The 14,198-nt window shown below is 59.7% G+C and carries 14 protein-coding genes and 2 tRNA genes; 6 read left to right on the top strand and 10 right to left on the bottom strand.

The features are described from left to right. Nucleotides 1–14: 14 nt before the first annotated feature. From tal to BM344_RS03895, 5 genes are all read right to left on the bottom strand, one after another. Nucleotides 15–980, bottom strand: a complete 966-nt coding sequence (gene tal, locus BM344_RS03915) for a transaldolase (RefSeq protein WP_091986251.1) — start codon at nucleotides 978–980, stop codon at nucleotides 15–17. 127 nt (nucleotides 981–1,107) lie between these two features. Further along, nucleotides 1,108–2,139: a tRNA dihydrouridine(20/20a) synthase DusA gene (gene dusA, locus BM344_RS03910; RefSeq protein ID WP_091986248.1), complete on the bottom strand. Its 1,032-nt coding sequence runs from the start codon at nucleotides 2,137–2,139 to the stop codon at nucleotides 1,108–1,110. 147 nt (nucleotides 2,140–2,286) lie between these two features. Beyond that, nucleotides 2,287–3,312, bottom strand: a complete 1,026-nt coding sequence (locus BM344_RS03905) for an NAD(P)H-dependent flavin oxidoreductase (RefSeq protein ID WP_091986247.1) — start codon at nucleotides 3,310–3,312, stop codon at nucleotides 2,287–2,289. A gap of 35 nt (nucleotides 3,313–3,347) precedes the next feature. Then, nucleotides 3,348–3,971: an HPP family protein gene (locus BM344_RS03900; protein WP_091986244.1), complete on the bottom strand. Its 624-nt coding sequence runs from the start codon at nucleotides 3,969–3,971 to the stop codon at nucleotides 3,348–3,350. A gap of 97 nt (nucleotides 3,972–4,068) precedes the next feature. Continuing rightward, complete coding sequence (locus BM344_RS03895) at nucleotides 4,069–4,533, bottom strand: acyl-CoA thioesterase (protein ID WP_091986243.1); 465 nt, start codon at nucleotides 4,531–4,533, stop codon at nucleotides 4,069–4,071. Nucleotides 4,534–4,702: 169 nt separating this feature from the next. On the opposite strand from BM344_RS03895, the gene BM344_RS03890 reads away from it, so the two are divergent. After that, complete coding sequence (locus tag BM344_RS03890) at nucleotides 4,703–5,506, top strand: SDR family oxidoreductase (protein WP_091986241.1); 804 nt, start codon at nucleotides 4,703–4,705, stop codon at nucleotides 5,504–5,506. Between the two features lie 66 nt (nucleotides 5,507–5,572). Next, nucleotides 5,573–6,487 (top strand): AEC family transporter, encoded by a 915-nt coding sequence (locus BM344_RS03885; protein WP_091986238.1) that lies wholly within the window; start codon nucleotides 5,573–5,575, stop codon nucleotides 6,485–6,487. Here BM344_RS03885 and BM344_RS03880 read toward each other — a convergent pair. Next, the gene (locus BM344_RS03880; protein ID WP_091986236.1) at nucleotides 6,440–7,450 is read right to left on the bottom strand and encodes a zinc ABC transporter substrate-binding protein; all 1,011 of its coding nucleotides are present in this window, start codon (nucleotides 7,448–7,450) and stop codon (nucleotides 6,440–6,442) included. The two genes, BM344_RS03885 and BM344_RS03880, sit on opposite strands and share 48 nt — an antisense overlap. Nucleotides 7,451–7,573: 123 nt before the next feature. On the opposite strand from BM344_RS03880, the gene gltX reads away from it, so the two are divergent. The 3 genes from gltX to BM344_RS03865 all read left to right on the top strand — a co-directional run bounded on the left by gltX (nucleotide 7,574) and on the right by BM344_RS03865 (nucleotide 9,330). Further along, nucleotides 7,574–9,055: a glutamate--tRNA ligase gene (gltX, locus tag BM344_RS03875; RefSeq protein ID WP_091986233.1), complete on the top strand. Its 1,482-nt coding sequence runs from the start codon at nucleotides 7,574–7,576 to the stop codon at nucleotides 9,053–9,055. A 116-nt stretch (nucleotides 9,056–9,171) separates the two neighbouring features. Beyond that, a tRNA-Ala gene (locus BM344_RS03870) sits at nucleotides 9,172–9,247 on the top strand. Nucleotides 9,248–9,254: 7 nt separating this feature from the next. Next, nucleotides 9,255–9,330 (top strand) — tRNA-Glu (locus BM344_RS03865). A 109-nt stretch (nucleotides 9,331–9,439) separates the two neighbouring features. On the opposite strand, the gene BM344_RS03860 is transcribed toward BM344_RS03865, so the two are convergent. Further along, nucleotides 9,440–10,291 (bottom strand): 6-carboxytetrahydropterin synthase, encoded by an 852-nt coding sequence (locus BM344_RS03860; protein WP_091986231.1) that lies wholly within the window; start codon nucleotides 10,289–10,291, stop codon nucleotides 9,440–9,442. 55 nt (nucleotides 10,292–10,346) lie between these two features. Between BM344_RS03860 and BM344_RS03855 the strand changes: the two genes are divergently transcribed. Beyond that, entirely contained in the window at nucleotides 10,347–11,072 is a 726-nt protein-coding gene (locus tag BM344_RS03855; RefSeq protein ID WP_091986229.1) for a nucleotidyltransferase family protein, read from the top strand. On the opposite strand, the gene BM344_RS03850 is transcribed toward BM344_RS03855, so the two are convergent. The 3 genes from BM344_RS03850 to BM344_RS03840 all read right to left on the bottom strand — a co-directional run bounded on the left by BM344_RS03850 (nucleotide 11,032) and on the right by BM344_RS03840 (nucleotide 14,116). After that, complete coding sequence (locus tag BM344_RS03850; RefSeq protein ID WP_091986227.1) at nucleotides 11,032–12,123, bottom strand: response regulator; 1,092 nt, start codon at nucleotides 12,121–12,123, stop codon at nucleotides 11,032–11,034. The two genes, BM344_RS03855 and BM344_RS03850, sit on opposite strands and share 41 nt — an antisense overlap. Nucleotides 12,124–12,176: 53 nt before the next feature. Next, complete coding sequence (locus BM344_RS03845) at nucleotides 12,177–13,541, bottom strand: MORN repeat-containing protein (RefSeq protein WP_091986225.1); 1,365 nt, start codon at nucleotides 13,539–13,541, stop codon at nucleotides 12,177–12,179. Between the two features lie 113 nt (nucleotides 13,542–13,654). Continuing rightward, complete coding sequence (locus tag BM344_RS03840) at nucleotides 13,655–14,116, bottom strand: hypothetical protein (protein ID WP_091986223.1); 462 nt, start codon at nucleotides 14,114–14,116, stop codon at nucleotides 13,655–13,657. Nucleotides 14,117–14,198 lie beyond the last annotated feature (82 nt).

The raw sequence follows: 14,198 nt of genomic DNA, 5'->3' as shown, positions 1-14,198 counted from the left end.
GTTCGGGTCTGATCTCAGGCGGCTTTGGCAAGCTGCCGGACCCGGTGTTCAAGCTCAATCTGGTCGGCGGTGAACCGGCGAATGCCATCGGCCAGTTTTTCCGTGGCCATGGCGTCTTCGTTAGACTCCCACCGGAACAACTTTTCATCGATGGCACCTGGACGGTCCTGGCTGCTGGCCGATTCAGGAGCCAGTCGGCGCGGCAGTTCTCCAGCATCGTCCTGGAGTTCCTGCAGAAGGGCCGGGCTGATGGTGAGGCGGTCGCAGCCGGCCAGCATCTCAATCTCCCCGGTGTTCCGGAAGCTGGCGCCCATGACCACGGTATCGAACCCGTTTGCCTTGTAGTAATTGTAGATCCGGCTTACCGACAATACCCCGGGATCCTCCGCGGCGGCGTAGCTGTCCCGACCACTGTTTGCCAGGTGCCAATCAAGGATGCGGCCCACGAAGGGTGAAATCAGGAAGGCACCCGCCTGGGCGCAGGCGGCGGCCTGGATAAACGAGAACAACAGGGTAAGGTTGCAACGGATGCCCTCTTTCTCAAGCTGTTCGGCCGCGCGAATGCCCTCCCAGGTGGAGGCTATCTTGATCAGTACGCGGCTGGTATCCACGCCCTGGCGATCGTACAGCTCCACCAGTCGGCGGGCGCGTTCCAGAGTGGCCGCGGTGTCAAAGGACAGGCGCGCATCCACCTCGGTGGATACCACGCCCGGGATCAGGCCCAGGATCTCTTTGCCGGCCAGTACCGCCAGGGTATCCGTTGCTACAGTCAGCTGCTCGGCGTCGGATCCGCCCTGCCGGCGAGCCTCGGCCACGGCTTTGTCCAGCATCGGGCGGTAGGCGTCGGACGCGGCGGCTTTCAGCAGCAGCGACGGATTCGTGGTGGCATCTTCCGGCCGCCACTTGGCAATGGCCTCGATATCGCCGGTGTCGGCCACGACTGTGGTCATGGCTTTCAGTTGTTCAAGCTTGCTGGTCATTCGTTCTGTCGTCCCGGTTGATCTGTTACTGGTACGCCCGACTCCCGGGCGCTGGCTATACGCCTACAATAACGGGCCGTCCTGACAGGAACAAGACAACAAAAGGTATGGCGGTGATTGACGCCGGTTACGCTTCGGCAATCTCGGCGTCGGATTCGCGCACTTTATCGAGCGCTGTTTCGATGACTTCGAGGCCTGCGCCGGATTTGTGGGCGTTTTCGCTGATGTAGCGTCGGAACTGGCGGCCTCCGGGCTGGCCATGGAACAGACCGAGCAAGTGCCGGGACATATGGGTAAGGTAAACGCCCCGCTCCAGTTCACTCTGGATAAACGGCAGCATGGCGCGTAACGCTTCGTGTCTGGTGCGCACCGGCGCGTCGGTGCCAAAGAACTCCGAGTCCACACCGGCCAGCAGCCACGGATTATGGTAAGCCTCACGTCCGAGCATCACACCGTCGGTGTGACGCAGATGCTCGTGGCACTCGTCAAAGGTCTTGATGCCGCCGTTAATGATGATCTCAAGCTCCGGATATTTCGCCTTGAGCCGGTACACCCAGTCGTATTTGAGCGGCGGAACTTCGCGATTTTCCTTCGGGCTCAAGCCCTCAAGAATGGCAATACGGGCATGTACGATAAAGGTCCTGCAACCGGCGGCGGCCACTTTCTCCACAAACTCGCAGAGGTCGTCCCAGGATTCCCGACCATCAATGCCAATGCGGTGCTTGACCGTCACCGGTAGGTCTGTGGCCTCGATCATCGCCTGTACCCCCTCCGCCACCTTGTCGGGATGGCCCATCAGACAGGCGCCAATCATGTTGTTCTGCACGCGATCGCTCGGGCAACCCACGTTCAGGTTAACCTCATCAAACCCGTAGTCCCGGGCCAGCTTTGCGCAATGGGCCAGCTCACCGGCATCGCTGCCACCGAGCTGGAGCGCGAGCGGGTACTCGGCTTCGTCGTGGCGAAGAAAGCGGGCCGTGTCGCCATGAATGAGGGCGCCGGTGGTGACCATCTCGGTGTACAGGAGCGTGTGTCGACTCAGCTGCCGGGCCAGATAGCGATAGTGGCTCGTGGTCCAGTCCATCATCGGGGCCACGCAGAAGCGGCGGGAAAGGCCGGGTTCGCTTGTTGTGGCGGTAGGTGATGCTATGACTGACATTTCGGTTACCTGATTGACTGAATTGCGGGTAAAGGCTGGTTCTTACGCTCCTGAAAGCGCCTAGTTTAACAGGGTTGGCCGGCTGATTTCCGTAGGGCTTTGGCGAAGCCCGGGTGCGGTGTTAGTCCACCACCACGGTTCCGTTTGTCAGGGTACGAGCCTTTCAAGCAGCTCGGCGGCCGAACCTTCGTGGCAGCCAGATGCGTTCTGCCCGCACCAGAGTGGTGAAAAATCTCCAGAGCCAGCCGCCTCGGCAGCCGTCCGGAGTGGTGCGATTGCCCCTGTGGCAAGAGGAAATGGGGGAGCCTCACGGCAGAGCGGGCCAAGCTCCCGGACCACCCGATTTACAATGCCCCGTGCGGGGCCTCCCGAGAACACATTGGTAATGGCAGTATGCCGGGCATTCTGGCTTTTCAGTGCTTCTCTGTGCACTGGCCTTGTGGTTGCCTCTCGACACAACAGAAAGGCGGTGCCCACCTGGGCGGCGACAGCGCCAAGATCCAGAGCGGCTTTCACGCCCCGGGCATCGGCAATGCCGCCGGCAGCAATCACCGGGATTTTCACCGCAGCGACGACCTGGCGCAGCAGGGCAAAGGTACCCATTTGGGTAGTCATGTCTGTGGTCAGGAAGATGCCCCTGTGGCCACCGGCCTCAAGGCCCTGGGCAATGATGGCGTCGACACCGTGTTGCTCTAGCCAGACGGCTTCTTCAACGGTGGTCGCCGTGGACAGAACTTTGGCGCCCGTTCTGCGTACCCGCTCCATCAGAGAGGGCTCTGGCAGGCCGAAGTGAAAACTTACAACCGCGGGGCAGAACTCTTCCACAATACCGGCCGATTCCTCATTGAAGGGCATTCGGCCGGGCCCGGATTCGATGGAATCCGGATTGATACCGAATTCCTGGTAGAAGGGTTCCAGTGCCCGGCGCCACTTTCGTTCGTCTGCTTCAACCTGAACAGGAGGCCTATGGGCGAAGAAGTTGACGTTAAATGGGCGCCCGGTGGCTGCTTTCAATGTTTCAAGTTCAGCGCGCAGGGCATCGGCGCCAAGCATGGCGCAAGGGAGAGAACCCAAGCCGCCTGCGTTCGAGACCGCCGCGGCCAGCCTGTGGTCCTGAACACCCGCCATGGGCGCCTGGATAACTGGTAGCTCTGTTCCGAAAAAATCACTCATGGCCTCGTCTCCTCATTGGCCCTGCTATTCCATCCTCACGGCAAAGATACCGTCGTAGCCGGTGCCGTTGGTCGGGTCGACCAGACCGGATAAGGAATGCCGGCAAGCCGGTTCATTATAAAGGCATGAACGAGAAGCAAACCAACGCCGGCCATCAGTATAGGCAGTTGGGCCGGGTCGGGCATCAACCCCAGGGACACAATCAGTGCCGTCGCGCCCGCAGGTGGGTGGGCCACTCGCAGCAACACCATCAGGCACCCCGTCAGCCCCAGCGAGAGCGACGCGGCACCCACGCGTGCCAGGTCGACACCCGTGACAAAGGCGGAAGGGTGGTGCTGCAGGCCAAACAGGTACAGGCTCAGTAGCCCCGCCAACGCCCCGATCAGGTGGCCGCACAGTGTGTTTCTTGGTGACGCCGGCTGGGCAAGAGGAACATAGAACAGGATAAAGGCCGTAGCGCCCAGGGATGGAAAGATAAAGGCTTCCTGGGTGACCAGGGCAACAAAGGAGACCAGCGCAATGCTCAAACCACCGTTGATCAGATTGAATACGGCCATCACCGTGGTTCGGCTGTAACGGTTTGCCAATCGCTCGAGATGTAAGGTCCGGACCAGTCCCCGGACCAGTTGCCAGCGCAGTTGCTCGTTCCGTAATCCCATAACCGGTTATGCCCTGATTTGGTGCAGTGAAAGGCGGGCGATCCTAATCAATGAGTAAAATCAAGGCAAACCGGTATTTTCGATAACCCTAAACGATTCAGGGCAGTCCGTCCTCGCCCGCGTGGCTGATCAGAACGCCGGGCGCGCCTTGCTCGAGCCGAGCCCGGATAGAATCCGGAACGGCCAGCTTGGACATGCTCGAAGGCCGGATCATCACATCGGTGATCGAGGAATCCGCGATGAACTGGCCGTCACTGTATCGGTAAAACTCCAGGTGCAGGGTGAACGAGGTGTTCCCGATCCGCCCGGTGCGCACCCGGGCTTCCAGAACATCATCAAACCGGGCCGGCGCTTTCCAGTTCACGGTAAAACTCACCACCTGAAAGTCCAGGTCCTGATCCAGCAGGCGCTGATAGTCCCCGAACAGTACCCGAATGTATTCGTTAACGGCGATGTCTACAAAGTCCCCGTAGCGGGCATTGAAGACCACGCCCTGGGCGTCGCACTCGCCGTAGCGCACGCGGAAGCGGAATCTGAAGGGTGTGCTCGGTTGCTGATTCATGTGGACACTCTTTACATCGCTGATTACATCGCTGAAAAACGGCGCTCTTCTGAGTGGTCGCTCGAAGCGCGTTGACTCTCCGACACGACGGGTCGGTCATCGCGGACAAAGGTTTTGGAGCTCGGTCCGACTATTATTCTGGGTAACTCCTGAACCCCAGGGCGAAAGTATGTCCCAAATTTATCCAACGACCAAAGAAGTGGCCCACATCTTCATCACCGGCGGCGCCAGTGGCATCGGCCTCCAGCTCGCCCGTGACTATGCGGGCTCTGGCTGTGCAGTTACCCTGTTTGATATCCAGCCCACCCAAGGTGCGGTCGCCGAGCTTTCAGCCATCCCCGAAGCGGGACCGGTGCGGGCGTTCGCCATGGACGTCTGTGACCCCGCACAGGTTCGCAAAGTCATCGCCGAGGCTGCGGCGGAGCAGGGGCCGGATCTGGTCATTCACTGTGCAGGCATCTGCATCGCAGCGCCCTTTGAGGAGATTAGTGATGAGGCCTACACGCGACTGATCAATATCAACCTGCTGGGTTCCCGGCACGTGGCCGCGGCAGTGTTGCCATATCTGCAGTCCGGCTCCCAACTGGCATTCGTGGCGTCCATCGCCGGGTTGCTGGGGTGTTACGGATATTCGGCATACTGCGCCGCCAAATACGGCGTAGTGGGTCTGGCCGAGGTTTTGCGTATCGAGTTGGCGCCCCGTGGCATTGCTGTGTCTCTGGTCTGTCCGCCGGAGGTCGAGACGCCGCTGGTGGTTGAAGAGCGCAAGAACCGTCCCAAACAGACTGAAACTCTGAAGTTGATGGCAGGTACACTGCCGGTGGAATATGCCGTTGAGCAGATTCGTCGTGGCATCGACCGGCGACGGTTTCTGATCATTCCAGGCAAGCGGGCACGGTTGCTCTGGTTCACCAATAAGCTGCTCCCGGGGAGCCTGACGCGCCGGCTGACGGATTTTCTGGTCAGCCGTTGATCCTATAGCAGCAGGGCAGGCCTGCGAGTAGACTGGCGCCTGTTTCCCCGGATTGGAGTAGTAGCGATGCCACTGATGGTCCAGGCCCTGTTGCCGGTGTTTGTCCTGATCATGTTGGGGCACTTGTTCCGGCGTCTGGATTTTCCGGGAGGCGATTTCTGGCCCCAGGCGGAGCGTTTTACCTATTATGTGCTCTTTCCGGCCATGCTGGTGTTCAAGCTGGGGCAGGCTCGATTGCCGGTGTCTGCCTACGGCGATATTGCTGTGCTGATAGTAGCCATGCTCTTGAGCATGACATTGGTATTGGTGCTGGCGCAGTGGATCTGGCGCTGGCAGGGGCCTGTGTTCTCGTCAGTTTATCAGGGGGCGATCCGGTTCAACTCCTACGTGGGGCTGGCGGCAGGCGGTATGCTTCTGGGCGATCAGGGGCTCTCTCTCACCGCCATTGCGGTGGCCATTATGGTGCCGCTGCTGAACCTGCTGTGCATACTCATGTTCTCGCTGGTGGCCTCAGACGGCCCGGTTCGGCTTGGGCCAGTGCTTCGGGCTATCATCACCAACCCGCTCATTGTGGGATCTGTGGTGGGGGTTATCTGGAGTTTCTTCGAGTTCGGTTTCCATCCGCTGCTCGCCGGCATTCTGGAACCCCTGAGCAACCTGGCATTGCCCATGGGGCTGATGACGGTTGGGGCCGGGCTGCAATTGAAGGCGCTTCGCGGTGCTTCCATGCCCTTTATCGTGTCCTCGGTGTTGAAGCTGGTGGCGTTCCCGCTGATGACGGCCGGGCTGGCCTGGATGTTGGGGCTCGACGGCCTGATGGTTCAGGTCGCGGTGCTTCTTTCGGCGCTGCCTACGGCCACCTCGGCGTATATCCTGGCGCGCCAGCTGGGAGGCGATGCCCCCCTGATGGCGGGCATCATCAGCGGCCAGACCTTACTGGCGATTGCCTCCATTCCCCTGATGTTGAGTATTCTCTGGTAGGCATTTGAGCACGGCGTCGACGATGCGTTGCTGGAACTGGTTGTAGCCGTCCGCTGACACCGCCACGTCCGTGGCCAGGGGGTCCCAGGTGCTGAAGGTGACATTCAGGCCCTGGGTGATCGAACGCCACCATTGGCGATTGAACTGGGGCTCGGTGAGCAGGCAGGGATGATTGGCCTTGCGCAGCTTGTCCTGCACCCCGGCGATATGGCGTGCGCCGGGAGAAAGCTCTGGATTGAGGGTGAGGACGCCGTCCAGCTGCAGATCGTAATGCCCGGCGAACCGGTTGAAGGCGTTGTGGTAGGCAAACAGGCTGATCTCGTGGGCGGGTGCCAACTGCCTGCGGATTGTTCCGTCCATTTCCCGCACGCTGTCCGTGAAACGCGCCAGGTTGCTGTCCAGCGCACGAGTGTCCACGCCTTCAAGCGCTGACAGGGTCTGGTGGATGGTCCGCGCCATCTCAATGGCCAGTTCCGGATCAAGCCAGATGTGCGGATCTTCGCCGTCCCCGTGGTTGTGGCCGTCGTCGTGTGCCGGCGCATCGTGGCCGTGATCGTCATCACCAGCGTGGTCCGCGTGCTCGCGGTGGGTGTTGTCGTGGTCGTCGTGCCCGTGTCCATCGTCCTCAGTAATCGTCTGGTCTGGGACCATGAGGGCCACAGCCCGGTGCCGGAACTCCTTTCCGGAAACCAGTCGACTCAGGAATGTTTCCATTTCCGGCCCCACCCAGAAGATCACCTCTGCTTCCTCGAGCGCCCGGCGTTCGGACGGCTTCATGCTGTAGGTGTGCGGGCTTGAGCCGGGTGGTACCAGGGTGGTGGACTGCATGTCGTCCGTGGCCACGGCGCGAACGATCAGTTCGACCGGTTTGATGGAGGCGACGATCTGAATGGCTGCCTGTGAGGCGTTGCTGAACGCCAGGGCGCCAAACGCCAGGCTGATGGCTTTTAGGGAAACGCGCATGGGCACTGAGTCCTGTGTCTGAAAAGTAATGTTATAATATAACAAATATGAGGGTCATGCGAAAGTGGGCGATGGCCGGTATAATGCGTGCCTTTTAACGGCCACTGATTTCAGGAAGGTTTCATGACTGTACGTACCCGAATTGCTCCGTCACCCACCGGTGATCCTCACGTTGGTACCGCCTACGTGGCCCTGTTTAATCTTTGTTTCGCCCGCCAGCACGGTGGCCAGTTTATTCTTCGGATTGAAGACACTGACCAGGCCCGGAGCACCGCCGAATCCGAACAGGATATTTTGAAGGCGTTGCGCTGGCTGGGCCTGAACTGGGACGAAGGTCCCGATGTCGGTGGCCCCCACGGTCCGTATCGCCAGTCTGAGCGCAAGCATTCCTATCGCCAGTATGCCGAAGACCTGGTAACGGCGGGCCATGCCTTCTATTGCTTCCGTACGCCTGAAGAGCTCGAGGCCATTCGCGAGGAACGCAAGGCCCAGGGACTCAACCCCGGTATAAAGGGCGACCTGGAGTTGCCGGAAGAGGAGGTGAAGCGTCGTCTGGATGCGGGCGAGGCCTACGTGATCCGGATGAAGGTGCCTGATGAAGGTGTCTGCGAAATCGACGACATGCTCCGCGGCACCATCGAGATCGACTGGGCTCAGGTGGATTGCCAGATCCTGCTCAAGTCTGACGGCATGCCCACCTATCACCTGGCCAACGTGGTTGACGATCACCTGATGGGCATCACTCACGTGCTGAGGGGTGAGGAGTGGATCAACTCCGCCCCCAAGCACAAGCTTCTGTACCAGTATTTTGGCTGGGACATGCCGGTGCTGTGCCACTTGCCGCTGCTGCGCAATCCCGACAAGAGCAAGCTGTCCAAGCGCAAGAACCCTACCAGCATCAACTTCTACGAGCGGATGGGTTTCCTGCCGGAGGCGGTCACCAACTATCTGGGCCGGATGGGTTGGTCCATGCCCGACGAACGGGAGAAATTCACCCTGGATGAAATGATCGAGAACTTCGACATTCAGCGTGTTTCCCTGGGCGGCCCGGTGTTTGATGTCGAGAAGCTTCGCTGGCTGAACGGCCAGTGGCTGCGTGACGAGCTGAGCGAAGAACAGTTCATCGAGCGCATGCGCCAGTGGTGGTTCAATGAAGATGCCCTCCGGGCCCTGGTGCCGCATATCAAGGGTCGGGCGGAAGTGTTCTCCGATGTGGCACCCATGGCCCAGTTCATGTTCTCCGGCATGCTCAACCTCAAGCCCGAGGATTTTGCCCACAACAAACTGGACGAAGCCCAGATCAAGCGGGTGTTGCAGTTCACTCTCTGGAGGCTGGAGGCTCAGCGCCACTGGAGCAAGGACACCATCTTTGCCGACATCAAGGCGCTGGCCAAGGCCATGGATCTGAAGATGGGGGATTTCATGTTCGCCATCTTCGTGGCGATTGCCGGAACACCCAACTCCTGGTCGGTGATGGACTCCATGGCCCTGCTGGGACCCGATATGACCCGCTCGCGACTGCGGCACGCGCTGGACGTGATGGGTGGGTTCTCCAAGAAGGAAACCAAGAAAGTGGAAAAGGAATACGCCGCACTGGGCGCGTAATAACCGGTTTGGCGAAGAAGTAATCGATCTGGACAGGGACGTTCAGAAAACTGAAAAAAAGTGTGTTCAAAAGGTTGACGCCCATAGGGCGGATCCTTAATATACGCAGCCGTTGAGGGGCCATAGCTCAGCTGGGAGAGCGCAACACTGGCAGTGTTGAGGTCAGCGGTTCGATCCCGCTTGGCTCCACCAATTTCTAGTCCCCTTCGTCTAGTGGCCTAGGACTCCGCCCTTTCACGGCGGCAACAGGGGTTCGAACCCCCTAGGGGACGCCAATACGGCTTGACGGTTTAGTCCACCGGTAAGCCATCAAAAAAACCGCCTTCGTGGCGGTTTTTTTGTGTCTGTCTGATTGATTCCGGGAAGGGAGAGGTGCGCCCTTCGTCAGCGGATGGCAATTGCCCCTTTGCCCACTCCCTCAAAAGCCTTCACACGGATACTGTCGGTCGGGAATTCCACCTTCAGCTTGTCCGCCATGTGAGCGGCAATGAGTTCCACGGTGGTGTCCGTATCCAGCATGTACACCCGCTCTTCCGGAAGAACGAGTGCAAATTCGCCCTGATTGGCTTCGTACTCGAAGGTGACATACCGAACACCGTCTTCGCCCACGTGACGACGCACCACGTCTTCTTCAGAACCGACGTAGATGTCCCGCCACAGGGTCGCCCAGCGGCGCTCCAGGTCGTAATCGCGATGGCCGTTTCGATCAATCCGGATCGGTGAGCGGTGGCCGTGGGCGATGCGCTGGCAATTGCCCAGATGCTTTTTGAGTCCGTGCACGTAGTGATAGTAGGCACCATCTATCTCCTCTTCGCGGAGATTGATTTCCACCGACGTCACGTTGGCGGGAAGTACGGCTTTGATTTCCCGCTCGAGCAATTCTGCAACCGCCGAAGGTACTACACGGTCCGCGGATAGCCAGACAATGGCCTCATCCGGGGAACGGTGAAGGATCTCGCTGCCGTCGGTGAGGGCCCAGGAAAAGGTGTCTGGCTTCTCCTCGTTCCAGGACAGCCCCTGATACCCGCGGGGAATCACCAGCCGGTGGTCAACCCGCTCATCAATGACCCGTTTGATGGTGCGTTTCACGTTACTGAAATCGAACACCATGCCCTGTTCGTCCAGCTCACCACCGAGCACCACATCCGCAATCCAGCTTTCACCCACCAGGCCCCGGGTCGGGTCAAGGTAGGCAAAATCGATAACGGTCAGGTTGTCTACAAACAGATGGTTCATCAAATTTCCGGCGGGTATGGTTGATTGATGGGCGGATTCTAGCAAAAATCACCGAATACAGCAGTCTGGCAAACGGCCAGAGCCTCATTTCTTTTGGACCATCGGAACTGTCATTCTGAACCTCGTCAGGCGCAGCCAAAATCACCAATTCCCGGCACTGGTTCTGGCGGCCGGCGCCGCGCGCCGGTTCGGGCGCCCGAAGGCGTTGTTGCCGCTGGGTTCCGATCGGGCATCCCAACAGCATGCCGGCAATCGCACCCTGCTCGATGCTGCGATTGCGCAGGGGCGGATGCTCAGTTCTGATGTCAGGGTGTTATGCGGTGCCTGGTACCCTCTGATCCGGTTTCGTGGCTATCGACAACCGTCGGCGTGGCTGCGGGTGCCGGAGTGGCATGAGGGGCTCTCGGCGTCGCTGCAGGCGGGTTTGCGCAGTGTCGGGCCGCAGGCCAGGGGCGTGTTTGTGCTGGTGGCAGACCAGCCGCTGCTGGATCTGAACGCGCTGGCAGCCTTGGGCGAGGCGGCCCGCTGTTTTCCGGATCAGCCCATCGCCGCGGATTATGGCGACCGGCCGGGCGTTCCTGCCTACTTGCCACGGTGGCTTTGGCCGTTGGTGATGGATCTTGAGGGGGACCGGGGTGCGGGTGGCCTGCTGGCGGAAGTGCAGGCGACCCGGGTCGTGATCCCGGGGGTTCACGAGGACGTGGATACCCCCGGGGATTGGTTGAGGGTCAAGGCACTACTCAGCCAAACAGGCCGGAAAGCCAGGCAATCCCGACGCTGAAAATGCCGAGGCTGACGGCCAGGCCGATCGTGTAAACCCGTGACGAGGCGGAGCGCTGCTGCGCCACGAACAGATCGATGGTGCGCTGGGCGATGTCTTCAGCGGTTTCCCTAGAGATCTCGTGTGCCTGTTGAATGGCTTCGGATTGCAGCGTTTGCCAGAACTCCGTGTCTATGGTCTGAACGCTGGTGATGTGGTCTTTGAGTTCAGCCATGTGTTCGCTGGTAAACCCGGAGTTCTTCTTCAGTTCCTTTCTCAGGGTGGCCAGTTCGCTGCCGAGGTTGAGATTGACCTCGGCGGCGACATCATCCCTGAGATTGCGAGTGCGTTCTTCCACGGTCTGTGTCAGTGCCTGCAGGCGTTCCTCGATGGCAGACTCCTGTTTGCTTCGGGTTTCGTCGAGGGCGCGCTTGAGGTGGTCAAACTGTTCGTCGAACAGGGAGCTGAGTAGCTCGTGCAGACGGTTGTTGATGTGGGTTTTTACTGCCGAACGGGCAATCTGCTCGATCAGTTCACTGGTCAGGGGCACCACGCTGGACTGGGTAGTCTCACGCCCAAGAGCATCGGAGGGTTTGGGGGAAAGTTCCACCGAGGCGTCCCCAGGAACGTTCAGCCAGTCATCCTGCTCGGCCGGTTGCGGGCTCTGGGCCGGTGGTTCAGGCAGGTTGCCACTGGTTACGTCGCTGGCAAGCTGGTCCAGCACTTCCATAAGCCCTTGGGTTTGCGGCGGTTTGGTAAGAATATTGTACACCCCGAAATTTTTTGCCTCTTCCATAAAGGTCGAGGACTTCTTGGAGGTGCACATGATGATCGGTATGCCGGCGGTTTCCGGGTTGCCCTTGATCGCCTTGGTGGCCTCCACGCCGTTCATTCCGGGCATCAGGTGATCCATGAAAATAACGTCCGGGCGGCCATGACTGTTCAGGAAGTCCAGTGCCTCTTCCGCCGAACCCGCCATGTTGACTTCCATGTCACGACTCTCCAGCAGTTTGCTCAGTGCAAAGCGTGCCACTTTGGAGTCATCGACCAGCAGAGCGTTTTTGATCGCCATGTCACTACCTCAATCGTTTACTGCAAACGCGTGTGTCATCGGGCTGTGAATGTCTACCAGCCTTCCAGTGTCGGGCACTCGGTGGCCCGGTAGCTCTTGTCCCGATAACAGACGCCGGGCTCGGTGGTGCGGGCAGTGAAAATCTCCCCTGCCGCGGTGGTCAGGCGCACCTGGCCGTAGGGCTCTCCGTGTCGGAATGTGGCTTCGATGGAACTGCCATTTGGGTTCTTGATCAACCCCTTGCCGTGGAACTTGCCCTCAATGTACTGACCCTCGTACTTCTTGCCGTTGGCGAAGACTTCGGAGCCGGAGCCATGGAACGCCCCGTTGGAAAATTCGCCCTCGTAATGGCGGCCGTCAGGGTAGGTAAGGGTGCCGTTGCCATGGAATTCGTCGTTGCGAAAGCCACCGACATACAACATGCCGTCGGCGGTGGTCAGGGAGCCGTGGCCGTTGAGCTGGCCGCTCTGCCAGTGGCCCGTGAGTATGTCGCCGTTGGCGAGGGTTAGAGTTCCCTTGCCATTGAATTGATTGTCCTGGAAGTCTCCGGAATAGCGGGCGCCGTCGGCACTGCGCCAGACGCCCTCGCCATGACGCTTGCCGCCGGACCACTCGCCCTCGTAGCGGCTGCCGTCCGGGTACCAGGCGGTGCCGTCGCCATCGAACTCGCCGTCGACAAAATGGCCCTCGTAACGCAGGCCGTCGGAATTCTCGTAAGTGCCGTCCCCGGTCTTCACGCCGCCGATCCAGGTGCCGTCCCGGAAGTTAACCGTGGTGTAGGCTTCCAGCTCACCAACCAGCGTCATTTCGCGGCCGGCTTCCAGGGTGACCTTGCGGGACCAGGACCGGTAGCCATCCTTGGAAATGGTGACGTCGTAGTCGCCGGGCTCCAACTCCAGATCCAGGCGGGTAGCGCCATAGGTCTTGCCATTGATGGTGACCTGGTCGCCCACCACGTTGGATCGAAGCACCAACGTGCCCGTGGTTGGGGGTGCCGGCGTTGGTTTGTTCCGGGCCTGTGGAGCAGGAGCGGCATCCATGCGGGCGGTCATGGCGCTGTGCGGCTCGGCGACCGCAAGCATCTGCGGATCTTCCGACATCGGGGCAATGGTAAACGGTGCGTTGGCAGGGCTCTCGTCAATGTCTGTAGAGGCAGTTTCGTCACGGGCGCCAGGATCTGCCCTGGAAATCACGCTGGCCGTGGCCGGGGCATCCCTCTGGGGTTTCGTGCTCGTTACCGGAGCAGGATTGGTTGCTTCGGACGGTACCTCTGTGGCGGTGGCAACGGCTTGCGCAACAGGTGGCGAATCAAGGGTTTCCGTTAGCCGAAACTCATCACGTACCGACGCAAACCCGGCCGTAACCAGCAGCATGAGCGCGAGGGCGTTGATGAACAGAAGCGGTCTGAAATCGACCATGGAGAAACCCCTTGATCCTGCATTCTGGAATTCTGTCTACCGCTTCATCTTAACCAGTGATTGCAACCTTATGTAACAGAAAGTGTCCGGAGTTAACGAGAATGCAGGCCAAATCACACTTTGTCCGGAAGCTGGTCATGGTTGAGCTGCTCCCATGATCTCATGTACACGTCGGCTTCGTATTGATAGGGCGATCGGAACGGGGTGAGGACAAAATCAAACACCAGGAAGAAAAAGCCGATGGACGCCCATGCGATCACCAGCGTACTGATGGTGGTGGCCTGAACTTCCGGATTGGAGTTGACGAACTCCTGCAGCAGTGGAATGAGATCTGAAGCCATCACCACCGGGTTGAAACTGGCCAGAACGAAGGGCACCCAGAAGGCGATGAAGACTGGGAAAAACCCGAACGACCACAGCAGACGGCGCAGCAGGTAAACGGCAACTTCGCGCCAGAACCGCTGTCGTATTTCCGGCACCTTGCGGATGCGTTCGAGGTAGCGGCGGCGCTCTGCCCAGTAGGCGGCAACTTCCGGGGCATCAATGGCCCTCGATTCGGGTGCGGGTGTGGTCATGGGTGGGCAGGGTACCTTCTGGCTACTCGACGGGTGCATGATAATCGATACTACGTGTTACCCTACAATTCTCCAATTGTTT

It is taken from the genome of Marinobacter gudaonensis (assembly GCF_900115175.1).
Lineage (GTDB): Bacteria > Pseudomonadota > Gammaproteobacteria > Pseudomonadales > Oleiphilaceae > Marinobacter > Marinobacter gudaonensis.
Note: the sequence above shows the minus strand (reverse complement) of the source record. Positions and strands in the feature narration are given on the sequence as shown.